Here is a 25836-nt window from a genome sequence, read left to right as displayed (position 1 = left end):
GTTCGGCCGGCTCAAGGATTGGCGGCGCATCCATACTCGCTACGACCGATGCGCCCACACCTTCATGTCCGCCATCTGCATTGCCGCCACCGTCATCTTCTGGCTCAATCAATGAGTCCTGATCTTAGATGACTATCAAGCACCGAGAGCATGATCGCTAGCCAGGCGTCGGGGCGTCGGGCAGCATTCGGAAGATGAAGCGGGTTTTGTCGTTCGGCGAACACCGATCTTGGTCTACATATGCCGGAAATGCCTCAATGAACCGCACAGATGCCCGGCCGTTGCGCCTATGCATCTCGAAGCTGAAGAGGCAAGTGTCAGGCAAAGATCGAATACGAGATCAAGCAGCTGGAACTTGTGCTGGAGAAAAGTCTGGTCACCGCGGCGGAAAACACTTCTGCGACGAATGACGATCTTGCTGTGAAAGAGACGGCCACCCCTGTCACACGCCCGCCTGATGCTGACCTGCCAGGTGCTCCGAACATCATCGACGAGCTGACGCCGCCGATCAGGCTTCAGAGCTTTCGCGACCCATTCGGCGTACGATCGATCCCCCGGATCGATCGTCAAACGGCCTCATCCTGCAACATCGCCTTGTCCAAGCTGAGATCAGCGACCAGCCACTTGAGCTTGCCGTTCTCTTCCTCCAGCTGACGCAATCGCCGCATCTCCGACGGCATCAGCCCGGCGTACTTCTTGCGCCACGCGTAAAAGGTCGCCTCGCTGATCCCGGTCTTGCGGTACACCTCACCGATGGCCGTCCCATTCTCGGCCTGCTTCAACACGAACGCAATCTGTGCCTCGCCGTATTTCGATCTCTTCATCACTCGCTCCGCTTCCTTGACCCTCCGATCATAACTGGAATTTTCCAGCTCATAACGGTCCAGAAAACGGGCAGCAGGTCAGCCTTCGCTGTGATAGTGTCGGTGACGGTTGGGAAAGGGGGGCGGATCCAGCATTCGAACTTGGCTATTGGCTTTTCAAAGCTGTTCGAGCTCTGACGAACCTGTTCTGGAAGCTCCTCACCGCTTACCAAAGCCTGTCAAAGGGCGTGCTTCGATCCCATCCAAACGCACGAAACTGCGTAAATTTTAAGAGTACGGCGTCGGTTGGGAATAGGATTTTCTTGCGATAGGCTTTTGCCAACCCCAGCCAAATCTCAGTTTGCGATTTTTGCCCCTTTTCACTCCTTCGGGGAGGGGGTTGGGCCGGGCGTTTTCTACAAGTAGATCAAAGGGTTCGTTGAACTCGGCACGCAACGCGCCGTGAGCCCATTTGCAGTTCGAAAGTAGGAATCCGAGAAGCTCTTTTTCTCGGACGGACGCTTCAAATCCATGATTCGATGGGCGTTCTGTGCCAGATTGAGCAGCGCGATTCCGGTTTCCAGATAACCGTCGTCTGCGGCATCCTGACGCTCGATGTCGCGCAGGCACCGATCACGCTCCTCGCGCCATTGGTGAATCAGTCGATGGTGGAAGCCCGCATCGATCTTGCCGTCAGCGCCGATCGTGTTGGGGTAGCCGAACGGTGCGGCGCTTGGCCAATACCCCCACGAACAATCCCGAAGATATCACCGCCGATATGGGACGACTGCTTTAGCTGGTGATCGAGAGTTGGTGGTCGAGACCGGCGTGGTGGGCGACGGTGCGTCGTAACGCAACGTTCAAGCATTCCTTCGTTTGACTTAATATTATCTATAATCTAACATATCTCGCGTCTAAGGGGTGCTTGTGCTGATGGCCGTGGGGAAGGGCGGGCAATGCCCGATCGATATGAGACGAGCGCGATGCGGCGGCGGGGCGAAGTGTGGATTTCCGGTGCGCCCGTAAAGATGGATTTATGCCGGGTTTATTGTAGCGGCTCATCATAAATTCTGTGGTTATCATGATGAAAAATATGATATTTTATTGGGGCTATAGTATGAAATACGGATTGCGTTTCGGTGCCAGCACGTCCGCACTCGCGCTGCTGATTGGCGCTTCGGGGGCGTGGGCGCAGGAAGGTCAGGCGTCGTCGACGGGCGACGGCATTGCTGTCGCTGACGCGGGCCAGGACGATAAGATTGTCGTCACCGGGCTACGCCGCAGCCTCGAATCGGCCGCGACCATCAAGCGGACGTCCGACGGCATCGTCGACGCCATCGTTGCCGAGGACATCGGCAAGCTTCCCGATACCTTCGCGTCGTCTGCACTGGCGCGCGTCACCGGCGTGAACGTGACGCGGGGCGGCGGCGAATCGGCTGGCGTCACCGTGCGCGGCCTGCCCAACATCAGTACCACATACAATGGCCGTGAGATCTTTACTGCAGAGGGGCGCTTCGTTCAGATCCAGGACTTTCCCGCCGGCACAGTGGCCGCGCTGGAGGTCTATAAATCGTCCACCGCAAACCTCATCGAAGGCGGAATCGGCGGGCAGGTCAATGTCCGTGGCCGCCGCCCGTTCGATTTCGGCGGCTTCCATCTGTCGGGCTCGCTCAACGGTGTGAACTGGGAGCAATCGGGCAAACTGTCGTGGAACGGCAATCTGCTCGTCAGCGATCGCTGGAACACCGGCGTCGGCGAAATGGGGCTGTTGGTGAACGCGTCCTATGTCGGCATCAACTTCCTCGATTCGATCCGCGAACAATCGCTCGTGATCGGTACCACCAACCCCGACAACGCGCCTGGCACCACGGGCGGGGTCCGCTATCCCGACGCGCAGGCGATGTTCCTCGGCTATGGCAATCGGTATCGCCCCTCGATCAACGCGGCGTTCCAGTGGCGGCCGACCGCCGAACTGGAAATCTATGCCGATGGCCTGTTTCAGGGCTATCGCGGCGAGGATACCAACCGGTTCATGTTCGTCCCGATCTTCGGCGGCGACGCGTTCAAGCTGACCAATCTGGCTACGCGTGAGGGGCATGGCGATGTCGCACAGAGCGCCACGGTGGCCGGGGCGGGTGCCCCCGATGGATTCTGGAGCACGATCCGCGGCAAGACCAATACCTATCAGGCCGGCGGCGGCGCGATCTGGAAGCGCGACAATCTGCAAATCTCGGCGGACGTCGCGTACACCGACAGCACTTACACGCTCGATGCGATCAACATCGATTATGCCTTTGCAAGCTCGCCGGTGCGTAACGTCGTGTTCGAGGCGCCGACCGGCGATGGCGGGCCGACCTTCGATTTCGTCGATTTCGATGTCACCCACGCCGCGAATTACCTCAGCCGGGGGCTGTTCCAGGAACTGCTCGTGGTGGGCGGCAAGGACATCCAGACGCGCGCCGACGTTCAATATGAATTCGATGCCGGCTTCCTGAAACGCATCCAGTTCGGCGTCCGTTACAACGATCGTGACGCCAATCGCGACCGCGGCGCGCCATATATCTTCAACCTCGACAAGCGGCTGCCTATCAGTGCGCTGCCGGTAGAATTTTCGAGCAATATGCCGGGATTTGCCTTCGACGACGCGCATCCGATCCACACTTTCACCGCCACCTCGTTCGACAGCGTTCGTAACAATGCCGCAGCGTTGCGGCAGTTCTACGGTGCGCCCGAGGGGTTGCCGGCGTTCAACCCCACCGAGAATTTCACCGCCAACGAAAAGGGTTATGCGGCTTACGCCCAGCTCAAATATGGCATCGACCTTGCCAATGGGATGGTGATCGATGGCCTGGTGGGCGTGCGCGCGGTGAAGACCAGGACGCACATCAACGGCTTCATTCGCGACGAGACCGATCCGGCCAACCCGCAATTCCTGCCGACGACGGCGCGCAACGATTATACCGATTATCTGCCCAACGTCAGCGCGCGCGTCGCGTTCACCGACGAGTTGCAACTGCGCCTTGCCTATACGCAGACGCGCACGCGCCCGAACTTCTTCGATCTCAACCCGACGCTGACCGTCGGTCCGCCGGTCAATAACCCGAATCCCGGTGACCCCAACAGCAATCGGCGCGGGATCAATGGCGGCAATCCCGACCTGCGGCCGTTGACGTCCGACAATTATGACGCCAGCCTCGAGTGGTATTTCTCGCGCTCGGGATCGCTCACCGGCGCGATCTTCCGGCGCGATGCGCAGGGGTTCATTTCGCGGACCACGATTCCGATCGACGATCCGGTGTACGGCCCGGCGTGGTTCTCGCGGCCCGACAATACCGGCAACACGCGGTTTCAGGGTGCGGAGCTGTCGTTTGTCAGCTTCCTCGACATCGATGGCTTGCCCGAATGGGCCAAGGGCTTCGGCGTTCAGGCCAACGGAACTTATATCGATTCAAAGGGCGACCTCGCGGTGGCGCTTGCGGGTTCACCCAATGTCGCCGGCCGGCAGGTGCGCTTTAACGGCGTATCGAAATGGGCGTTCAATCTCGTCGGCCTTTACGAACGGCCGTTTTTCTCGGCACGGATGGCCTATAATTATCGCTCGAACTTCGTGACCTTCTACAGCATCGAACCGCTTGATCGCGACGCGAACGGCGATCCGAGAACCGGTGGATTGGTGGAGAAGGGGCGCGGTCAACTCGATTTCTCGACCACGCTCACGCCCGTGCCCAGCGTGACGCTGGCCTTCGACATCGTGAATTTGCTAGGCAATCCGCTACGCCGCTATCGTGAGTTTAACGATGCCGGCGACATGTTTGCGCGCCAGATGGTCTATCTGGAACGCACCTATTCGCTAGGCGTGCGCTTCCGCTTCTGACGTGAGCGTGCGGCGCGCCGCGATTAGGTGTGTCGCACATTACTGTTCCAGCGCCGTTTCACCGCCAGCGATTTGCCATCGTAGACCAGGCTGGCGCGGGGTTTTCTGCAAAATCGGGCGCCTGATACGCGCTCCCTCATCGTGCAGGAGGAGTAGGGAATGATCAGAAAGATGACGCCGATCGGCGTGGCGATGTTGCTCGCGACCGCGGCGACGCCCAGTGCGGCGAGCAACGCGACGCAATCGATCTTTGGGGCGCTGCCCGACGGCCGCGCGGTGCCGGCGGTGACGCTGAGCAACGCCAACGGCATCTCGGCCACGGTGATCGCTTATGGCGCGACACTGCAATCCTTGGTCATGCCCGATCGCAATGGTGAGAAGGCCGATGTCGCGCCTGGGTACGGCACGATCGATGGCTATCTTGGAACGCGACAGTTCTTCGGCGGCACGGTGGGGCGCTTCGCCAATCGGATTGCCAAGGGGCAGTTCACGCTCGACGGCAAGACCTATCAGCTTCCCACCAACGACGGCCCCAATTCGCTTCATGGCGGCGATGCCGGCTTTGATCGGGTGTTGTGGACGATCACCAAGGTTGACTCTGGCCCGACCGCGTCGGTGACGTTGCGCTATGTCAGCCCCGATGGCGATCAGGGCTATCCGGGGACGGTGACGGTCGATGCGATCTATTCGCTCGACGAGGCGAACAATCTGACGATTGAATATCGCGCGACGACCGACAAACCGACGATCATCAACATTTCCAACCATGCCTATTGGAGCCTAAGTGGCGAGGGATCGTCGGTCGGCGCGATGGGCAATGTCGTCACGATCCCGGCCGAGACCTATCTGCCCACCGACGCGACCGCGATCCCGACCGGCGAATACAAGTCGGTCGCGGACACCGCCTTCGATTTCAGGGTGCCGCAGCCTGTGGGCGCGCGGGTGCGCGATGCAAGCGATCCGCAGATCGTGATCGGGCGTGGCTATGATCACAATTGGGTGATCGGCCGCACGGTGACCAGGGATCAGCATCTGATGGCGCGGGTCAGCGATCCGGCGTCGGGGCGCGGGTTTGAATTGTGGTCCAACCAGCCCGGCCTGCAATTCTATTCGGGCAATTTCCTCGACGGCACGACGGTGGGCAAGGCCAACCGCCTCTATCGCGAGGGCGACGCGATCGTGATGGAGCCGCAGATTTTCCCCGATACGCCCAACCGCCCCGAATTCGGATCGGCGCGGCTCGCGCCGGGGCAGACCTATTACAACGTCATGACCTATCGCCTGACGACGGGTCAGGCCGCCAAGTAACGGGGTGCTCTGGAATGAAGCTGCACCTCCTTCTTGCAACCGCCGTCGCGGGCGTGGCGCTTGCCGCCGCACCCGTCGACGCACGCGACCAATGGACCAAGGCCGAGGCCAAACAATGGTATGACGCGCAACCCTGGTTGGTGGGCGCGAATTACAATCCCGCCAGCGCGATCAACCAGCTCGAAATGTGGCAGGCCGCGACCTTTGATCCGGCCAGGGTCGACAAGGAACTGGGCTGGGCCGAACAGCTCGGCATGACGACGATGCGCGTCTATCTCCACAATCTGCTATGGGAAGACGATGCCGAGGGCCTGAAGCAGCGGATGAATGTCTTTCTCGACATCGCCGCCAAGCACCGCATCAAACCGATGTTCGTGCTGTTCGATAGCTGCTGGGACCCCGACCCCAAGCTCGGTCCCCAGCATCCGCCGATCCCCGGCGTCCACAATTCGGGCTGGGTGCAGGCGCCCGGTGCCGCGCGGCTTGCCGACAAGAGCCAATATGGCAAGCTAGAAGCCTATGTGAAGGACGTGGTCGGCAGCTTCGCGAACGACAAGCGTGTGCTCGGCTGGGATGTGTGGAACGAGCCCAACAATGGCGGCGGCGGCAATTACAAGCCGACCCCGCATAAGAAGGAACTCGTCGCGGCTCTGCTCGCGCAGGTGTTCGACTGGGCGCAGTCGGTCGATCCCACGCAGCCGTTGACCAGCGGGCTGTGGATCGGCGACCATTGGGACAGGATCGAGACGCTCGATGCCGTGGAACGCGTTCAGGTCGCGCGCTCCGACGTGATGAGCTTCCACGATTACAACTGGCCTGAAAAATTCGCCGAGCGCGCGCGCCAGATGTTGAGCTACGGTCGTCCCGTGCTGTGCACCGAATATATGGCGCGCGGCAACGGCTCGACCTTTGACGGCTCGCTGCCGATCGCCAAGAAATTGAACATCGCCATGATCAACTGGGGCTTTGTCGACGGCCGCTCGCAGACGCGGTTGCCGTGGGATAGCTGGAAGAAGCCTTATACGCAGGACGAGCCGACGATCTGGTTTCACGAAGTCCTGCGCGCCGACGGCACGCCCTATCGCAAGGCCGAAACCGATCTGATCAAGCGCCTGACCGCGGCGCCCAAGGGCGTGGTTCCCGAAACTGTCTATTGAGGTACGATCGGCGTCGGGGGCGTGCTGCTCCCGACGCTATTGTCCGTCTCGGTTCCAGTCAAACCGCCGACGGTCTTGCGCTTGCCGAGTATGAAGGCTTCGGCAACGAGCCGGACCACCACCCTAAGGCACTTCACACACTGCGGGCGGCGCTTGATTCAGCGCTTTCCCGCACGCCGGCAGCAAAGACGCTCGGCATATTATCTGGATCGCCAGCACCCAAGAGTATCAGCCACCCCACGATCAGCCTTGACATAGAACCTATATTATAAATAATCTTCCATATCGTGCTAGAAAGACATGCGGTCCGCACGAAAGGGCTGCACACGCAAACAGAGGGAGGGAAATTTATGACGACCAGGGTCACTCGCCGGATATTGGCAACGACGACCGCGCTTCTCGGCGCGAGTTGCTGGGCGATGCCTGCGATGGCGCAAGACCAGGCTGCCGCTTCGGTGCAAACGGATGCCGACGATGCGGCGCCGGCCGATATCGTGGTGGTGGGTAGCATTCGACAGAGCCTTGAAGCTGCCGCAGAGATCAAGCGCGAGTCGCTCGATATCGTCGATTCAGTGGTCGCTGAGGATATTGGCAAATTTCCCGATCCGAGCACGGCAGCCGCGCTGCAGCGTATCCCCGGCGTTCAGACCGACGTTGGCGCCGACAATGAAATCGGTGGCGTGCGCATCCGTGGCCTGAACGATATCTCTACCACGCTCGACGGACGCGAGATATTCTCGACCACGGGGCGCAATTTCAACTTCCAGGATTTGCCGTCTACCGCGCTGGGCCGGGTCGATGTGTACAAGACATCGAATGCGAGCCTGATCGAGGGCGGGATTGTGGGTAGCGTCGATCTGCACCTCAACAAGCCGTTCAAATTCCGCAAACCGACGATCGTCGGCCTCGCGCGGGCGAATTATTCGGTCAACCAAAGCCGGGTGGACCCCCAATTCTCCGTTCTCGCAACCGATCGCTGGGATACCGGTATTGGAGAGATCGGTGCGCTGGTTAATGTGTCGTGGCGTCGCAGCCAATGGGATCGGCCCTATCTCTATCAGGCGGTACGCCGATCGACCGCGATCGCGCCGTTCAATCTGCCGGGTCTGATCTCGAACAACGTTGCCGGTGGGGTCGCGCAATATGGCGTGTTCGAACGTCCCCAGGTCAACGCTGCGTTCCAATGGCAGGCGTCGCCAAGCCTCCAGATCTATCTCGACGGTCTCTACACCGGTTACAAGTCGGATCAGCAGTCGGGCTTCGTCGAAGCGCAACTCTATAATACCGGCACGACGATTTCCGACATCGCCGTCGGTGATCGGTGCTTTACGGCGCTCGTCAATCCCAATGGGTATAATGCCAACAAGCAGCAGATAGGCGCGGGTAATTATACCACGCAGGATTTATGTGAAATCGACAGCGCGACCTATTCGAACGCGACCGCCTTCTCCAGCTCGCAGGCACGTTTCCAGACGCGCAACAATTATCTGGTTGGCGGCGGCTTCATCTTCGACCGCGGGCCAGGCCACCTGAAAGCCGATTTTGCGTATCAGAAGTCCGATTTCATCAACGAGGGCTTTGTCGTCGATATCGGCAAGCGTGTCCCGGAAGTGATCGTCGAGGCCAACGCCGGGATCGGTGGACGCTTTACCTTTACGGGCAATCCGCTGAACGATCCCGATGGATATGTCTTTCGCAACGGGCTCAACCAGAATTTCCAGCATGATGTCGGCGAACTGTTCCAGGCGCGGATCGATGGCAGCTTCGACATTGTGTCGAACGTTTTGAGCAAGATCCAATACGGCTTGCGCTTCGCCAATCGGAGCGCGGTTTCGGACCAGGGGCTGGTCAACAAGCTTGCGCCGGGCGGCGATATCGGCGGTGCTGGCGGCGATAAGGGTACCTTGATCAGTTCGACCGGCTTGCCTGCCGATTTCCTGTCGGAAACGCCGGGCATTCCGCGGTTGAATGAAGGGGCGCCATGGCTGACGCCCAATCCGGATTATCTACGCAGTGAATCGGGTCGTGATCTGATCCGGGGAATTTTCGGTGTTCCGCTCGGTTCCCCTCCTTATGATCCGGAACGTCGTTTTGTCGCCCGAGAGAAGACGATGGCTGCTTATTTGCAGCTTCGCTACAAACTCGACGTCGGCGGCCCGATCCGGATCGACGGTGTGGTCGGCGTGCGGCCGACCGTCACCGATCGCCGTATCGAGGGCGCCGGTGTCGTCAGCGGCGTTGTCTCGCCGCGTGTCGCCAAGACGTCGGATTTCGTGCTTCTGCCCAGCGCCGCGATGCGGGTGCGCTTCGACAGCGGTCTGCAGGCGCGTTTCGCTTATTCCGAAGCGATCCGCCGTCCCGAATTCGGTCAGCTCAATCCGGGGATCAGCTATCAGATCAACGGCAACCCGAACGTTCAGAACGGTGGCAATGCGGGCAATCCCAATTTACGGATGCAGAAATCGGAAAGCTTCGACGCCACGCTTGAATATTATTTCCACCGCGGCTTCTTCGCGATCGGCGCTTATCATCGTGCCATCTCCAACCGTGTGATCTCGGGAGCGGCGCTCGAGATGATCGATGGCATCGGCTATAATATCTCGCGGCCGCGCAACGTCGGTTCGGTGACGCTGAAGGGCATCGAGACCGGCGGGCAGGCCTTCCTCGATTTCCTCCCCGGCGCGCTTTCGGGGCTCGGTGTCCAGGCCAATTTCACTTATGCCGATTCAAAGGTGGGCGGCGAGGACGTGCTGGCCGGATACCCGCTTCAGGGCGTCAGCAAGTACAATTTCAATGCGGGCCTGCTCTATGAAAAATACGGTATTTCGGGCCGTCTCATCTACAATTACCGGTCGAGCTATTTCGATCAGAACACGACGGGTCTGACCCTTGTTCGCCCTGTGACCGAAGAACAACTTGCAGACGGGACGGTGCCGGTCAATCTGGGCATGGTCCGCCCAGCCGGGCGGCTCGATTTCAGCATCGGGTATGAAATTACTGACAGGATCCGCGTCGACGTCGGCGGATCGAACATCCTGCGTAACAAATATCGCAGCTATTTCGACGAGCCCGGCTTCAACCGTGACATCCGTTGGGACGATGCGATCTATACCGCCGGGATCCGCGTGCGGCTGTAGCGGCCACCACCCTCCCGGTGTTCGCTATCCATGCGCGGCGCCGCTCGTCTTTCAGGCGGGCGGCGTTCGCGTTTGAGGAGTGCGCCGCCGGGTATGAGCGCTTCTGCACAGACGAATACGCCGCCGCCTTTTCAGGCGGCGGCGTCAGAGCTCACGCCATCTTGAATAGGGGAGGGGGCTCAGAAGGTCGCCAGCCAGCCCCCGTCGACATAGATCGTCTGCCCGGTGATGAAGCTCGCGCCCTTGCTTGCAAGGAACGCGACCGGAGCGGCGATATCGTCCGCCTCGCCCCAGCGCCCGATGGGGCAGCGGCCCTTGACCCAGGCGTCGAACGCCGGGTCTGCGATCAGTGCCTTGTTGAGGTCGGTGGCGATGTAGCCGGGGGCGATCGCGTTGACGAGGATACCATGCGGCGCCCATTCGATCGCGAGTGCCTTGGTGAGTTGGCCGACCGCACCCTTGGAGGCGGTATAAGGCGAGGTGCCCGGGCGTGACGCAGCGGTCATCAGCGAGGCGATGTTGATCACCCGGCCGGGGCGCCCGGCATCGATCAACGCCTTGGCGACATGCCGGCTGAGTTCCCAGATCGCCGTCACGTTGACGGCCATGACATTGTCCCACTCCTCAAGCGTCAGATCGGTGGCTTTGCCGCGCCGATTGACGCCCGCGGAGTTGACGAGAATGTCGGGCGTTCCGACGCGGGTGCGCAGCCCTTCGAACCAGGCGGCGATCTCGGTGCTCTGTGCGAGATCGAAGGCTTCGACATGCACCGTCCGGCCGGTCTCTCGAACCTGCGCGGCGGCGTGGTCGAGTTCACGTGCATCGCGGCCGACGAGGATGATGTCGGCGCCGGCGACAGCAAGCGCACGCGCCGACGCGAAGCCGATGCCCCGCGTGCCGCCGGTAACAAGCGCGAGCGAGCCCGTGAGATCAGTGCCGTTCATTCCGAATCCTCCAAGACAATCATAACTTTGCACGCGGCGCTCGACTGGAATTGCGCGAAAGCCGCGCTGACCTCGCTCAGCGGGAAAGCGTGCGAGATGATGCGATCGAGCGGCATCGTCCCGGCGAGGGCGATCGCTTCTTCAAAATCGCGACGCTCATAGACGCGCGATCCAAGCAACTCGAGTTCCTTGAAATTGACCGCTTGCAGATCGACCAGGGTCGGCTGCTTAAACACGCCGAGATTGACGATCACGCCGCGCGGCCGGACCAGGGTGGTCATTTCGCGCGCCGAAGACGGATGGCCCGCGCATTCGAACAGTAGATCGGCGCCGTTCTGGTCGGTCAGCGCCATCACCCGATCGAGCAGGGCATCGCCAGCGGCGACTGCATCGATCCCGATCGAGCGTGCTAGTTCGAGCCGGCCCGGCACGACATCGCTGACAAGGATGTGCTCGATCCCCTTTGCCTTCAGCACCAGGCTGGTGAGCAGGCCGATCGGCCCCGCGCCGAGGACGATGGCGACGGAAACGTCGTCAAGCTGCGTCCGCGCGACGCCGTGGACGGCGACCGCGAGCGGCTCGATCAGCGCGCCGATCGCGGGCGGCATGCCATCGGGCAATTTTATCAGCGCCTCGGCGGGTACCTTGATATAATCGGCCATCCCGCCATCGACGTCGAACCCGAACAGCCGCAACCGGCGGCAGACGTGCGCGTGGCCGTGCGTGCAGGCGTGGCATTCCCCGCATGAGATCAAGGGGAACATCGTCACCCAATCGCCCACCTTCAGGCCGGTGCCGGTGTCGGCGATCTCGCAGATCTGACCGGCCAGTTCGTGGCCGACGGTAAGCGGCGCCTTTGCGCGAGGATGGGTGCCCGCGACGATGTTGATATCCGAACCACAGAAACCGCAGGCGGCGACGCGGACCAGCGCCTCGCCCTCGGCGATGGTGGGGCGGGTCACTTCCTCGGGAGTGATCTGGTTTGGCCCGGTATAACGGGCAGCGAGCATATTACTCATTTCTCTCCTTGATGTGCTGTGTAGCCGTCAGCGAGCATCAGTACCGTGCCGGTAAAAACCGCGTGGTTGCTGGTCGTCGAGGCGTGAAAATCTGCGAAACGGATTGCCCCACGAAGGCGGGCGACCGGATGGGTGTCCGGCGTTGCCCCAGCATTTTCCGGGTCGGCGGCCAGAGCCACGGACTTGGCAGATAGGCCGATGCTGGATGCCGCATCAGAGCCGATCGCGGCCTTGTCGTTCAGGGAAGCATGCATTGCGGGCCCAGGATCATTCGTCGAGTGGAAGTTCCGGCGTAGCCACCACGGGCGGCAAGCCCGCGGCGCACACGAGATATCCTGCTTGAAAGCTCGACACTCGACAGATTATAGATTATCTCTTTAAGGATGCAAGGCACAATTGCCGCACTGCCCCTTCGCGGCGTCACGGATCATTCCAGCGGCGCGAGGATGGCAGGTGTTGGGCAGCCGCGAACGAAGAGGAGAGGATGATGCAGCGCCGAGACTTTCTGAAAGCCGTCGGGACGAGTGCGGTCGCCTCGAGCGTGGCGGTGCCGCTGATGGCGCGCGGCACGGTGGGCCAGCCCAACGTCATCATCCTGCTGTGCGATCAGTGGAGCTACGGTGCTACCAAGGCGACCGGGCTGGCGCTGGATACCGCACCAACGCTCGATCGGTTGCAGCGGTCCGGGGTAGGTTTCGCGCGCAATTACTGCACCGCGCCGCTGTGCGTACCGAGCCGGGTCTCGATGCTTACCGGGCGCTGGCCCGAGGCGCACCGGGTGCGGATGAACCTGCAGGATCGCGCGGCCTTCTATGAGAAGGACATCTATCAGGTTGCGAAGGCTGCCGGTTATCGCACAGCATTGGTAGGCAAAAACCATAGCTATCTGCGCAAGGGCGACGTTGATTTCTGGCGCGAATATTACCACGAAGGCGCCGCGCCGGATCAAGATGTCTCGCCAATCCAGAAGGCCTATGATCGCTGGCTGCGCGATCGGCACTTCAACGTCGTCGATACGCCCACGCCCTTCCCACTGACGACGCAATTGCCGTATCGCATCGTCTCCGACGCGATGACGTTCATCGACCAGAGCGGCGACGTGCCCTTCCTGATGCAGGTAAGCATCCCTGAGCCGCACAATCCCGAACAGGTGCCAGCGCCTTATTGGGATATGTTCCCGCCGGCGACGGTTCCCGATCGCTGTGCGGGGCCGGAAATGCTGCCCAAATTGGGGGAGCGGCTGCAATGGGAATATCGGATGCAGCAGGCTGCGTTCCCCGATACCGAGAAGCTGTGGCGCCGTTATCGATCGAATTATTTCGGGATGTTGCGGCTTATCGACGATCAGATCAAGCGGCTCACAGACTATCTCGACGCTAAGGGGCTGGCCGACAACACGGTCATCGTGTTTACCGCCGATCACGGCGATTCACTGATGAATTTTGGCATCGGACACAAGGGGTTGGGCCTGCGCGAGACGGTGACGCACACGCCGATGGTCTGGTGGGGCCCCGGCATCCGCCCCAACGCCGCGGCCGATACGGCCTTCACCTCGATGGCGGATCTGATGCCCACATTGTGTGAGATCATCGGCGAGCCGATCCCGCACGGGGTGCAGGGGCGGAGCCTGTTGCCCTTGTTGCGCGGCGACGATTATCCCAAGGATGAGTTCCGCAGTATTTATAGCGGTGTCGGCGTCGGCGGACTGTATTATGAAGATAAGGACGAGGTGCCGCTATCGACGGGGCACGATGACAAGTTGCCGGGCATGTTCGACGAGTTGAACAAAGTCACGTTGAGCGGTAACCAGAAGATGGTGAGGATGGGGGACTGGAAGCTCATGTATGACATGATGGGCTATGGCCAGCTCTACAACCTCAAGACCGATCCATGCGAACTGACCAACCTGTTCGGCCAGCCGCAGCACGCGACGATCCAGGCCGACCTGATGGCGGAACTCGCGATGTGGGTGATTCGATCGCAGGACAGCTTGCCGACCGGCCCGCAAAACGCAAAATACGAGACCAAATGGCCAGCGGCGCATAATTGGTATGCGCCGTACCGCCATATGGGCCGCCCCCCGAACGCCTATATTCCTTAAAGGAGTGGCACGTTACGAAGGCGTCCGCGGTGCGCCGGCGTGATGGGTCGTGTGAGCATTAATATATCGTCTGGAGGTTGTCGTCGTGCCCGTATCGTCCCGAAAATCCGGCAGCAAGCTGGTCTTGCAGACCGCGCCCCAGGCCGCTGCCGCTGCGTTGCGCGATGCCATCATCTCCGGCGAGTTGCAGGGGGGAGATCGCATCCTCGAGCAGGAATGGTCGACCACGCTCGGCATCGGGCAGCCGACGCTGCGCGAGGCGATGCGTGAGCTCGAACATCAGGGATTGCTGCACAAGCTGCCCCAGCGCGGCACCTATGTTACCCAGCTCAGCCCTGATGATTATCGCCAGATCATGGAAGTACGCATCCCGCTGGAGGTGATGGCGATCGAGCGTGCCGCCGCGCGGATGACGCCCGAGCTCGCGGCCGATCTTACCGAGATTGTCGAGACGATGGCCGGAACCGAAAACGATACCGATGTGCGGCGCTTTCACGATTGCGACGTGATGTTCCATCGCAGGATCTGGGAAGCCGCGGGCAATCCCTATCTGCGCGACCTGCTTGAAGCCATCACCTTTCGGTTGTTCGTGTTCTCGATCGTCGGCCGCTGGCATGACAATCCCGACAAGATCGACGAACGGCGCGCGGCCGTGCAGCAGCATGTCGGCATCGTCGAAGGCATCAAATCGGGCGATCCTGCCATCGCCCGCCGCGCCTATATCGCGCAGACCGTGGGGTATTGGAACCAGCAATACCATCTGTCGCTCGACGAGCACGACTTGCTTCGGGGAGCCGACACGGCAAGCTAGACGTGTATCTTCCTGGTCCCGCCGCCGCTCGCCGCTACGCTCGGTCGCGCGCGTTCGGGTGATTGCAGCGAGCAGAATGGGGCGGAGCGGCTACCCTTCGCTCCGGCCGAACCGGCCGGCACATTCCAGGGAATGCCGGTTTGACATCTATTATTTATATTTTATAACGACCCTTCGCAGCGATCAATAAGAGGTAGTCGCATGCATGTGGTTAGGGGAGAGTCCACGGTCACGTCGGTTGCCGACGTTCGACCGAGCAGGACTGTTGTTGAATGCACGATCGCGGCCGCACTCGGGGGGCTGCTTTTCGGATTCGATACTGCCGTTATTTCCGGCGTAACGCATTCGCTTTCTGCGCTTTACGAACTGACGCCATCCTCGCTCGGGTTCACCGTGGCGATTGCCTTGTGGGGGACGATCGTCGGCGCGGCCGGTGGCGGTTATGCCGGGGATCGCTGGGGGCGGCGTGCCAGCCTGCGCGCGCTGGCGATCCTGTTCATCGTCTCATCGGTCGGTTGTGCGCTGGCATGGGACTGGATGTCGTTCCTTCTTTCCAGGTTCGTCGCGGGCGTGGCGATCGGCGCGTCGTCGGTGCTGGGGCCGATGTACATCGCCGAGATCGCGCCGGCGCGCTGGCGTGGCCGGATGGTGGGCTCGTTTCAGCTCATGATCGTGTTCGGCATCCTGGTTGCCTATTTCTCCAACTACATGGTCGGTACGCTGGGGCTTGGCGAGACCGAGTGGCGCTGGAAGATCGGGATATCGGCGGTGCCCGCGGTGCTGTTTTTCGCGATTCTGTTCCGTATTCCCCGCAGCCCGCGCTGGCTGGTCGAACGTGGCCGGATCGATGAGGCGCGGGAGGTGCTGGCGCTGGTGGCGGGGCCGGTTGCCGACCAGGAACTGGTCGACATCCAGCAATCGCTCGCAAGCGATCGTGTTGCGGGCAACCAGCCGCTGTTCTCGCGGCGCTATCGTATCCCGGTGATGCTCGCGATCACGCTGGCGTTGTTCAACCAGTTTTCGGGCATCAACCCGACGCTTTATTATCTGAACGACATCTTCGCCAAGGCCGGGTTCGACAAGGTTTCGGGTGATCTTCAGGCGGTTGCGATCGGCCTGACCAACCTCAGCTTCACGATTCTGGCGATGTGCATCATCGACAAGGTCGGGCGCAAGAAGCTGTTGCTGGTCGGTTCGGTGGGCACGTTCGTGTGCATGTCGGCGATCGCAACGCTGTTCTACACCGGCGCGTATCAGAATCTGCTGTTGTGGCCGCTGGTTGGTTTCGTCGCGTTCTTTGCGGTGTCGCAGGGGTCGGTGATCTGGGTCTATATCAGCGAGATCTTTCCCAATTCGGTGCGCGGCAAGGGGCAGAGCCTCGGCAGCTTCACGCACTGGTTCGCCTGCGCGATGCTGTCGAACTTCTTCCCTGTCGTGGCTGAATATTCGGCGGCGGGGCCGTTCGTCTTCTTCGCGACGATGATGGCGCTCCAGTTTTTCGTGGTGATGCGCTTCTTCCCCGAAACCAAGGGGTTCACGCTCGAGGAACTGCAACAGCAACTCGAAACCAAATAGCGGTCTATTACTCGGGGGGAGCCGAGGCGAAGCGGCGGATCGCACGCGATCTGCCGCTTCCAAAACCGGCTGAACGGCAACCCGAGCTGTCTTCAGGAGAGGTCGGATGCAGAGGCGTAATTTCATCAAGGGCTCGGCCGCGGCGCTTTCGGCCGCGTCACTCGGCGGGGCTGCTTTGGCGGCGAGCACACGGCCCAAGCGGCCGAACGTGGTCTTCCTGCTTACCGATCAGTGGCGCGCGCAGGCGACCGCTTATGCCGGTGATACCAATGCCCGGACGCCGACGCTCGATCGGATGGCGGCGCAAAGTGCGAATTGCGTTAACGCGATTTCGGGCCTGCCCCTGTGCTGTCCGGCGCGGGCGAGCCTGATGACAGGCCAATATGCGCTCAAGCACGGCGTCCTCATCAACGACGTGCCGCTCAAGCCGAACGCGGTGACGCTGGGCGAAGCCTTCCGGAACGCAGGCTATCGCACCGGTTATATCGGCAAATGGCATCTCCACGGCAGCCCCGATGGCCATTACGGACGGCGCGACACCTATGTGCCCGCCGACAAGCAGTTCGGTTTCGATTATTGGAAAGCCAGCGAGTGTGACCACGATTATAACAAGGAGCGCTATTTCGTCGGCAACGATCCGGTGCCGCGCATCTGGCCGGGCTATGCGCCGATCGCGCAGACGGCGGATGCCTGCGCCTATATCGAAGCCGCGCGCGACGAGCCCGATCCATTTTTCCTGATGCTGTCGCTCGGGCCGCCGCACTTCCCGTATCAGACCGCGCCGATGCGCTACAAACAGCGATTCACCGAGGCGGGGATCGATCTGCGCCCCAACGTACCCGAACCCTTGGCCCAACGCGCGCGGACCAGCTTGCGCGGCTATTACGCGCATATCGCCGCGATCGACGATTGCGCCAGGCAATTGCTCGAGACGCTCGAAAAGACCGGGCTTGCAGACGATACGATCTTTGTCTTCACTTCTGACCATGGCGACATGATGTTTTCGCAAGGGCTGGAGGGTAAACTCTATCCTTGGGATGAATCGACCCGGATTCCGCTGCTGATCCGCTATCCGCGGCTACTTGGCAAAGCCGGCAAGAAGATCAGCACGCCGATCAACATTCCCGATTTGATGCCGACGTTGCTCGGGCTGGCGGGGATCGACATTCCGGTGGGTATTCAGGGGATCGATTTCTCCAATTTGCTGGTGGCCGGACAGCGCCCCGGTGGTCCGAAATCAGCGTTCATCAACAATCCCGTGTCGAATTTTCAGCTCCTCGAACGCGGTTTCGACGAATATCGCGGCGTGGTGACCGAACGCTACACCTATGTCCGCGCGGTCGAGGGGCGGCCCTGGCTGCTCTACGACAATCTCAACGACCCGTATCAGAAGCACAATCTGGTCAACACGCCCGAAGGCAAGGCGCTGCTGCCGGAGCTCGATGCCGAGGTGGCGATGTGGCTGCACCGACTCGACGACGATTTCCTGCCGGGTGAGGAATATCTCAAGCGGGCGGGGCTCGAATATTATCACGAGGTCAAGACCCCGGTCGGCACCGCCAAGAGTCCGTGGGGCGACTGGTCCTCGACGATTCGGACCTGAGATGAACGAGGGGGTTTCCACGATGCGGTCGATCGCGCGCAACGGGCTCGGGGCATTCGGGCTGGCGGCGGCACTGCTGTGCATCGGTGCCGCAGACGCGCCCAAGGAACCGGGCGCGATGTTCCACAACCCGGTCTTCACCGGGCGTGGGCAGGATCCGTCGATCCTGCACTGGAACGGCAATTATTATCTTGTCCAGTCGCAGCGTGGCGTCATCCGGGTGTATCGCTCGCGGACGCTGACGGGCTTGCGAACGGCCACGGGCGTGCGCGTCTTCTGGTCGAACAAGGACGAGCTGCCGTTGTCGCAGCTCTGGGCACCCGAGATCACGCAGCTCGACGGCAAATTCTACATCTACTTCGCCGCCGCGACGAACGAGCGGCACGAGAGCCGGCGGATGTATGTGCTCGAGTCGGATGAGCCGACCGGTCCCTATACATTCCGCGGCAAGATCACCGATACCAGTGACCAATGGGCGATCGACGGATCGGTGATCGAGCATGGCGGCAAGCGCTATTTCGTCTGGTCGGGATGGCAGGACAAGCGGCCCGATATGGGGCAGCAGCTCTATATCGCGCCGATGGCGAACCCCTGGACGATCACCGGCGAGCGGCGGCTGCTTTCCAGCCCCGACCAACCGTGGGAACGGATCGGGCCGGAACCGATCAACGAGGGTGCGCAGCAACTCTCGCATGATGGGCGGCTGTTTATCGTCTATTCGGCAAGCCATAGCTTCACCGATGATTATTGCCTCGGCCTGCTGACCTATGACGGTAGCGGCGAGATCACCGACCGCCGCTCATGGACGAAATCCAACGGTTGCGTGTTCTCGAAGAACGTTGCCGGCGGCGTGTACGGCCCTGGCCACAATATCCTCGTGCCGTCACCCGATGGCCGCGAGACGTGGAACGTCTACCATGCGGTCGCCACCTCGGGTTGCGGCTGGAACTGCCGCACGATCCGGATGCAGCCGGTGCGCTGGCGTGCCGATGGCACCCCCGATTTCGGCATCCCCATTCCGCTTGATGAGGCGATTCCGGTCCCCTCGGGCGAGCCGGGGAGTCGGCCGTGACGGCCTGCGTTAGCCACTGATGGCCGCGCCACGCATCATTGCTCGCGATCGTCGCGACCGGCTGGGCGAGGGGCCGATCTGGTCCGCACGCGATGAGGCCGTCTATTGGGTCGACATCATGGGGCAGCGGCTCAATCGGTTGCGCCTCGCCGATGATCGCGTCGAGACATGGGATATGCCCGATATTCTCGGCTGGGTGATCGAGCGGGAGGCGGCACCGGGCTTCGTTGCCGGGCTGGGCCGCTCGATCGTGGGGCTCTTGCTCGATCCGGTGACCATCGAGCCGATTACGAGCATCGCGGGCGAGCCCGACACCAACCGCGTCAACGACGCCAAGGCCGATCCTGAAGGACGGATCTATCTGGGTACGATGCCTGTCGCTTGCGATGCGCCGAGCGGTGCACTCTATCGGCTGGTCGATGATGCGATCGTGCGGCTCGATGCCGGGTATACGATCCCGAACGGCCCCGCTTTCTCGCTCGACGGCTGCTGGATGTACCATGCGGACAGCCGACGACGTGCGATCTTCCGTTATCCCCGGCTCTCTGACGGCGCGCTTGGCGAGCGTCAGGACTGGGTCCGGTTCGGCGATGGCTGGGGCGATCCCGACGGCATGGCCGTCGATGCCGAGGGTGGGTTGTGGGTGGCGTGTTGGGGGGCGGGCTGCGTTGCACGGTTCAGCCCCGATGGGCAGCGCGAGCGGACCATTGCGGTGCCGACGCCACAGGTGACGAGTTGCGTGTTCGCCGGGCCGGCCCTCGACCGGATGTTCGTCACTTCGGAAGGCGATGGCAGCGACGACGTCAACGCCGGCGCGTTGTTCGAAATCGACCCCGGCTGTCGCGGCCTTCCCGGTCAGCCTTACCGCGGCTAGAGTCGATCCGGTGCTGATCGAACCGGATCGACGCTGGATTATCTTTTGTTTGACGTGACTTCCAAGGCGCCAGATGATTTCATCTGGGTCGAAATCACTCTAACCATCGCGCAATCTGCCCCGCCCCGCCTTCCCGAAGGAAGGCAGGGCAGGGGACATCATCAGGATTTCAGCGGGCCGTCGTCATCGTCGTGAACGAGCGCGGCCGCAACGTATATTGCAGGCGCCCGGTGGCGTTCAATTGAGCGCGGCTGGCCTCGGGGACGATATTGGTCGGGTTCGCCGAGGTATTGACCGCATTGCCGCGGTCATCGCCCAGCGTGGTGACCTTGAGCGCGGCACCAGCGGTGTTCTTGCCGAAATCGATGTCAAAGGTGACCGGCTTGTCTGAAACGTTGACCATATTGAGTGACAGGCCTGCCGCGCCCTTGAACGCGGTTGCTTCGACCGGCCCGTTGACGATGGTGCGCAGCACATTGGGCTGTTGTGCGGCGGCAATCATCTGGTGAACGTAATATGGCGGCTGCGCCCAGACCTTGGCCTGATTCATGAAGATCAGGCCCTGGTTCCAGCCGTTATCGTTATGGCCATCGACCTGGAAGGCGTTCGCCGACGAGATCACGTCGACATAGGGCCGGCGCTGGAGTGCGGTGATCGCATAGGCATTCGCCAGCGCCCGCGTGAGATCGTGACTGTTGGCGTTGAGCTCGAACACCACGATCTTGAATTTGGCGTCCTTGGGTCCGATCGCGCGCAATGCCGCATCATAGCTGTCGAGCGCCGCGATCTGGGTGTCGATATTGCCCTCCTTGCGGTTCCAGCCGCCGTCGTCGGGGGTGCGCGTCCACAGATGGACGTCGAAATCGACTTCGGAGCGCCACTGGGCGGCGAGTTGCAGGATCTTCTGATGCGCCGCGAGCGACTTGATCTTGCCGCCGCCGGTGAAATTGAACGGATCCTTGATCACGTCGAGAAAGGTGAAATCGCCGACCACGAGCCGGATGTTGCGATCATAGCCCCAAATGACCTCGGCCTGCGCCTTGAACTTCGCGAAATAGGCGTCGTCCACGGCTTCTTCGTTGCCGAGCTGGATGCGGGTGACCTTATAGGGTTCGGGATGGCCGTCGGCGATCCGTCGGGCGCCCCATGTGGTGGCCGCCGATCCATAGAGATAATCCATCAGGTCGCGGATATCCTCAGGGGTTTCGTCGATATTGAGCGACATGACCGCCTCGACACCCAGCGCTTCGCCGAGTTGGAGAAATTCGAACAACCCGAAGCCGTTGGATTCGTAGGGATACCAGAAGCCGCGCGTTACCGGGCGCTGTGCCGGATCGCCGATCATCGACTTCCATTTGTAATCGGAAACGTCGCCGCAGCCGCCATTGGCGCAGCCGCCGAAGCGGATCGCTTGCGTGCCCTGATCGACCAGCGCCTGCCCGACATCGGCACGCACGGGGACATTCTTGAAACGTCCCCAGGCACCGGGCTCGACGAGCGCATAGCCGATGTCGAGCGTGCCGGCCGCGTCGATCTCGACCGCGAACCGGGCATGATCGTCGGCGCCCGAGGGTGTCAGCGTGAATTGATAGCGTTGCCAGCCGCCTGCGCGCGTCGCGATTGTTTGTGCAGCATAGATCGAGGTGCCGTCGGCATTCTGGAACGAGACCCGGACCGGGAGCGCACGATCGGTCCGCAACACGATCGTGCCCGTGTACGGCTTGCCGCTGGAAACCGACAGGCCCTGCCGATTGAGCCCGCGATTTTCGATTCCCGACCACGACCCGGCGGCAGAACGCGTGATGCGTTGGCTTTGCACGCCCTTGAAGACATCGCTATCGACCAGTGAGAAATTGGTGCCGTGCGTGTTGGTGGCGCGCCACATGCCGCTGATCCCCGCTACGCGCGCTGGCTCGGCGAACGCTTCGCCGAAGAGCATCTGGGTGTAAATGCCGCCATAGATTTCGTGGTTCACGTCCTCCATCCCGACCGCGACGCTGACCGGATTCTGGCCGATCACCTGATCGGTGACGGTGATCGAGCCGACCGCGCGCTGCGCGGCGGCCTCTTCGGCTTGCGCCATCACCGCCGGACTGAAGAACGGGCTGAGTGCGATTGTCGCGACTGCTACCGACACCAAATGACCGCGACCCTTGCGCATCCGAATATCCCCTCAAGATCATGATCGATCAATTATAGATTATCTTTCTGATTCCGGTCCTGAAAGTCAAGCTGGATCGTCCCTGGCCTCGACGCTCGATTTTCTGCTGTGCAAAGAACGCGGTCGAACACGCGGGCGCCGCGTCCCGCTCCTTTGAACGAGCAGTCAAGAGAGGTCGGTGATCGGCGAGCCGTCGCGCCGCGGCGCGCGCTCAGCGCGTGATGCAGCGAAACCCGATATGGCTTGTCGAGGTATCGATCGTTTCGGGGTGCCGCGCGGCGGGGCGATAGCGCTGACAGTAATTGGGCGCGCACAGATGTGACCCGCCTTTGACGACCTTGCGCGGGATCTGGATGCCGAGCATCGGATCATAGCTGTCGCGCTCGCGCCCGCCCTTGGGGTTGGTGGGCATGCAGCAACTCTGGGCTGGTTTGGTCGCACTGCCCAATGCGTACCAGTCGGCGGTCCATTCCCATACATTGCCGATCATATCGTACAGGCCGTAACCATTCGCGGGAAAGCTGCGAACCGGTGAGGTCCATTCCCATCCGTCGAGCATCTGGTTGGCGAGCGGAAACATCCCCTGCCAGTAATTGGCGAGCATTTTGCCGCCGGGTGCGAGCTCGTCGCCCCAGGCATAATCGGTGCCATCGAGCCCGCCGCGCGCCGCGAACTCCCATTCCGCCTCGGTCGGCAATTGCTTGCCTGCCCAGGCGGCATAAGCCTCCGCATCGCTATATGCGACATGGACCACGGGATGATCGTCGAGCCCCTCGATTGTGGTGGCGGGCCCGCGCGGGTGCCGCCAATCCGCCCCGAAGCAATAATGCCACCATTGCGAGGCATCGCCGAGATCGACCGGCGCTGCGGTCTTGCGAAACACCGCCGACCCGGGTTGCGCCATTTCCGGCAGCATGCCCGGATAATCCGCCGGATCGGGCGCGATTTCGGCCATCGTCACATGCCCGGTTGCCGCCACGAAGCGCGCGAAATCGGCGTTGGTGACAGGCGCTTCGTCGATCCAGAATGAATCGACGCGCACCTGCCGAACGGGTACTTCCTCGGGATAGAAACGGTCCGATCCCATCGCGAAATCGCCGCCGTCGATCAGGCGCATCGCAGGGGCGGGCGGTGTCGGCGGAACGGACATGTCAGCCTATTGCTTCTTGGCGAGGGAGGAGCGCAACAGCGGTGTCATCTCGTCCATCGCTTCGGGGTGTCTGGGCATGTTTTGCGTGCCCCAATTCTGCCGGATCGCGCCGTTCAGATAAACGTCATAGCTCTCGCTCCACGGATCGACGTCGCTCGCTTCGGCCCATTTGTCCCATTGGTTCGCCATCTTGATGACGCGTGTGGGGTTTGTGCCGGCAAGGTCGCGCGTCTCGGTTCGGTCGTGGGACATATCGAACAGCTGCCATGGCTGCCGGAACCGTGCAACCAGCTTCCACTTGCCGTCGCGCACCGCGCGATTGCCCTCATGCTCCCAGAAAATCGGCTGGTCGCGATGCAGCATCTGGCCGCGAAAAGCCGGAGCGAAGCTACGGCCCTGCATCGGCACGATCTCATGGCCGTTGAAGATCGTGGGGTAGGTCGCGCCGGCCACCTGCACCACCGTCGGCAGGATGTCGATCAGATGGCCCGGTGTTCGCACGAAACTACCGTCGAGCCCGGCATCAATGCCCTTGGGCCAATGCGCGATCAGCGGCGTTGCAATACCGCCTTCTTCGGTGTGATGTTTGAAATGCTGGAACGGCGTGTTCTGTAACGTTGCCCAGTTCATCCCGGCGAAGGTGGTCGATTTCGGCCCGCCCAATATCTCGGCATTTTCGAGCCGGCCATCGGGACCTTCTTCGGCGTTGCCACCGTTATCGGCGACGAACAGGATCAGCGTATTGTCGAACTGGCCGGTCTGCTTGAGTTGCGTGACGAGCGTACCGACCGCTTTGTCGACCCCGACCAGCGAGGCGGCATAGACCGCCATGATCTTATCGAACCGGTCTTGATCCTCGGGTGAGAGCTTGTCCCAATTATAGGTATTGGGCAGCCGGCCCGGCAGCACCTCGTTCTTGCCGATGAGGCCCATCGCCTTTTGCCGCTCGAATCGTTCCCGCCGCAGCTTGTCCCAATCCTCGCGATATTTGCCGCGGAACCGCGCAACATCCTCGGCTGGGGCCATCAACGGAAAATGCACCCCGACGAACGGCAGATAGAGGAAGAACGGCTTTTGCTGCTGTTGCGCCTCGTGGATGAATTTCACTCCCCAATCGACGAACATGTCCGACGAATACCATTGGCCGGAACCGACTTCGGGGGACGAGGTCGGCGTCTTTTTGCCGTCGATGAACACGAATTTGGCACCCGGATGCGGCTGGCCGGGGAAATAGAGCCCGCCCGTGGCCGAGGTCATTGAGCGATCGAACCCGCGATCCCAGGGGTTGACGCCGTGCGACATGCCAAGATGCCATTTTCCCGACATCGCGGTGAAATAGCCCGCCGAACGGAGTACTTCGCCCATCGTTACGACGCGATTGAGCAGCTTGCCCTGAAGCCCCTTCGACGCCGATACCGAAATCGCTTCGAGATGGCCGACCCCCGCTTGATGTGGATAAGTGCCGGTAAGCAAGGCGGCGCGCGAGCTGCTGCACCGTGCGGTATTGTAGAATTGGGTGAACCGTAGGCCGCTGTTGGCGAGGGCGTCGATATTGGGGGTCGGGATTTCGCTGCCATAGCTCGAAATGTCCGAGAATCCCATGTCGTCGACGAGGATAACGATGATGTTGGGGCGTTGTGCGCTGGGAGCGGGGGTAGGGGCCGGTTGAGGGGGCGTCTGCGCCGCTGCTGGTTGGGCGATTGCAGCGAGGCCTGCCAACAATAACGATTTCGATGCGGTTTTCTTGAACATGGTGCCCCTCCTGACGATCAATATATACATTATATATAATATTGAAGAGATGGCTACCTTATTGTGTGGGTTCGCTCGGAAGAGATGCGGGTTATCTCCGGTGACCGATCAGGCGAACTCGCGCGCCAGCACCGTGTGCCACCCGACGAGGCGTTGCTCGGTGTTTGATCCCACGGTTTGATGGTACGATGCTTTCGTTGGCATGGGCGGAAGCCTTATGGGGCCGATGCGTCACGGGAGCGCCACGACCACGCACGCCGTCCGAGCAGCAATACAGCGATCGCAAGCGTCGCTCGCGGCGGTGAGCCGAGAACTGGGGATCAACTTTCACGTGGATATCGCGAAGGTCCAGACCGCTGAAGGCAGGCTTTACCTGTTCGTCGGCATCGACCGCACAAGCAAGTTCGCGGTCACGCAATTGGTCGACAAAGCCGACAGGCAGACGGCCTGGGCGTTTCTGGAGCACCTCCTCGAAGCCGTGCCCTACCGGGCCTT

Annotated in this window: 17 protein-coding genes and 3 pseudogenes; 13 read left to right on the top strand and 7 right to left on the bottom strand. The window is 61.4% G+C overall.

From position 1 onward, the window contains the following. Positions 1 to 115, top strand: a pseudogene (locus tag NFE57_RS15980) (IS5 family transposase); the annotation flags it as partial. A 329-nt stretch (positions 116 to 444) separates the two neighbouring features. Here NFE57_RS15980 and NFE57_RS15975 read toward each other — a convergent pair. Next, a pseudogene (locus tag NFE57_RS15975) lies at positions 445 to 824 on the bottom strand (transposase); the annotation flags it as partial. A 518-nt stretch (positions 825 to 1342) separates the two neighbouring features. On the opposite strand from NFE57_RS15975, the gene NFE57_RS15970 reads away from it, so the two are divergent. From NFE57_RS15970 to NFE57_RS15950, 5 genes are all read left to right on the top strand, one after another. Continuing rightward, positions 1343 to 1606: a hypothetical protein gene (locus NFE57_RS15970; RefSeq protein WP_252136588.1), complete on the top strand. Its 264-nt coding sequence runs from the start codon at positions 1343 to 1345 to the stop codon at positions 1604 to 1606. A 314-nt stretch (positions 1607 to 1920) separates the two neighbouring features. Beyond that, positions 1921 to 4677: a TonB-dependent receptor gene (locus NFE57_RS15965; RefSeq protein ID WP_252136587.1), complete on the top strand. Its 2757-nt coding sequence runs from the start codon at positions 1921 to 1923 to the stop codon at positions 4675 to 4677. A 159-nt stretch (positions 4678 to 4836) separates the two neighbouring features. Next, positions 4837 to 5985 (top strand): aldose epimerase family protein, encoded by a 1149-nt coding sequence (locus NFE57_RS15960; protein WP_252136586.1) that lies wholly within the window; start codon positions 4837 to 4839, stop codon positions 5983 to 5985. Positions 5986 to 5999: 14 nt separating this feature from the next. Then, positions 6000 to 7142 carry a glycoside hydrolase 5 family protein gene (locus NFE57_RS15955; protein WP_252136585.1) on the top strand — a complete coding sequence of 381 codons (1143 nt, stop codon included), beginning with the start codon at positions 6000 to 6002 and terminating at the stop codon, positions 7140 to 7142. Between the two features lie 350 nt (positions 7143 to 7492). After that, positions 7493 to 10279, top strand: coding sequence for a TonB-dependent receptor (locus tag NFE57_RS15950; protein WP_252136584.1), 2787 nt, complete (start codon positions 7493 to 7495; stop codon positions 10277 to 10279). A 179-nt stretch (positions 10280 to 10458) separates the two neighbouring features. On the opposite strand, the gene NFE57_RS15945 is transcribed toward NFE57_RS15950, so the two are convergent. The 3 genes from NFE57_RS15945 to NFE57_RS15935 are packed head-to-tail and all read right to left on the bottom strand — an operon-like array spanning position 10459 to position 12496. Then, positions 10459 to 11223: an SDR family NAD(P)-dependent oxidoreductase gene (locus tag NFE57_RS15945; protein WP_252136583.1), complete on the bottom strand. Its 765-nt coding sequence runs from the start codon at positions 11221 to 11223 to the stop codon at positions 10459 to 10461. Continuing rightward, positions 11220 to 12242 (bottom strand): zinc-dependent alcohol dehydrogenase, encoded by a 1023-nt coding sequence (locus NFE57_RS15940; protein WP_252136582.1) that lies wholly within the window; start codon positions 12240 to 12242, stop codon positions 11220 to 11222. Before NFE57_RS15940 ends, NFE57_RS15945 begins: the two co-directional genes overlap by 4 nt. After that, the gene (locus NFE57_RS15935) at positions 12239 to 12496 is read right to left on the bottom strand and encodes a hypothetical protein (RefSeq protein ID WP_252136581.1); all 258 of its coding nucleotides are present in this window, start codon (positions 12494 to 12496) and stop codon (positions 12239 to 12241) included. The genes NFE57_RS15940 and NFE57_RS15935 overlap by 4 nt, the downstream gene beginning before the upstream one ends. 230 nt (positions 12497 to 12726) lie before the next feature. Between NFE57_RS15935 and NFE57_RS15930 the strand changes: the two genes are divergently transcribed. The 6 genes from NFE57_RS15930 (at position 12727) to NFE57_RS15905 (ending at position 20278) form a co-directional block, all read left to right on the top strand. Continuing rightward, positions 12727 to 14343, top strand: coding sequence for a sulfatase family protein (locus NFE57_RS15930; protein WP_252136580.1), 1617 nt, complete (start codon positions 12727 to 12729; stop codon positions 14341 to 14343). A 124-nt stretch (positions 14344 to 14467) separates the two neighbouring features. Continuing rightward, positions 14468 to 15154: a GntR family transcriptional regulator gene (locus tag NFE57_RS15925; protein ID WP_252136579.1), complete on the top strand. Its 687-nt coding sequence runs from the start codon at positions 14468 to 14470 to the stop codon at positions 15152 to 15154. Positions 15155 to 15361: 207 nt separating this feature from the next. Then, complete coding sequence (locus tag NFE57_RS15920; RefSeq protein WP_382280842.1) at positions 15362 to 16729, top strand: sugar porter family MFS transporter; 1368 nt, start codon at positions 15362 to 15364, stop codon at positions 16727 to 16729. 106 nt (positions 16730 to 16835) lie between these two features. Further along, positions 16836 to 18332: a sulfatase family protein gene (locus NFE57_RS15915; RefSeq protein ID WP_252136577.1), complete on the top strand. Its 1497-nt coding sequence runs from the start codon at positions 16836 to 16838 to the stop codon at positions 18330 to 18332. Between the two features lie 22 nt (positions 18333 to 18354). Next, positions 18355 to 19404 (top strand): glycoside hydrolase family 43 protein, encoded by a 1050-nt coding sequence (locus NFE57_RS15910; RefSeq protein WP_252136576.1) that lies wholly within the window; start codon positions 18355 to 18357, stop codon positions 19402 to 19404. Positions 19405 to 19423: 19 nt separating this feature from the next. Then, positions 19424 to 20278: an SMP-30/gluconolactonase/LRE family protein gene (locus NFE57_RS15905; RefSeq protein WP_252136575.1), complete on the top strand. Its 855-nt coding sequence runs from the start codon at positions 19424 to 19426 to the stop codon at positions 20276 to 20278. Positions 20279 to 20447: 169 nt separating this feature from the next. Here the strand turns inward: NFE57_RS15905 and NFE57_RS15900 are convergent, their stop codons facing one another. The 3 genes from NFE57_RS15900 to NFE57_RS15890 form a co-directional block, all read right to left on the bottom strand. Next, positions 20448 to 22439, bottom strand: coding sequence for an alpha-L-arabinofuranosidase family protein (locus tag NFE57_RS15900; RefSeq protein ID WP_252136574.1), 1992 nt, complete (start codon positions 22437 to 22439; stop codon positions 20448 to 20450). A gap of 211 nt (positions 22440 to 22650) precedes the next feature. After that, a complete protein-coding gene (locus NFE57_RS15895) occupies positions 22651 to 23589 on the bottom strand; it encodes a formylglycine-generating enzyme family protein (protein ID WP_502802772.1) in 939 nt (312 codons plus the stop codon). A gap of 6 nt (positions 23590 to 23595) precedes the next feature. Next, the gene (locus NFE57_RS15890; protein ID WP_252136573.1) at positions 23596 to 25341 is read right to left on the bottom strand and encodes an arylsulfatase; all 1746 of its coding nucleotides are present in this window, start codon (positions 25339 to 25341) and stop codon (positions 23596 to 23598) included. A gap of 325 nt (positions 25342 to 25666) precedes the next feature. On the opposite strand from NFE57_RS15890, the pseudogene NFE57_RS16865 reads away from it, so the two are divergent. Next, a pseudogene (locus NFE57_RS16865) lies at positions 25667 to 25836 on the top strand (IS481 family transposase); the annotation flags it as partial.

The sequence above is a fragment of the Hephaestia sp. MAHUQ-44 genome, from assembly GCF_023806085.1.
GTDB lineage: Bacteria > Pseudomonadota > Alphaproteobacteria > Sphingomonadales > Sphingomonadaceae > Sphingomonas.
Note: the sequence above shows the minus strand (reverse complement) of the source record. Positions and strands in the feature narration are given on the sequence as shown.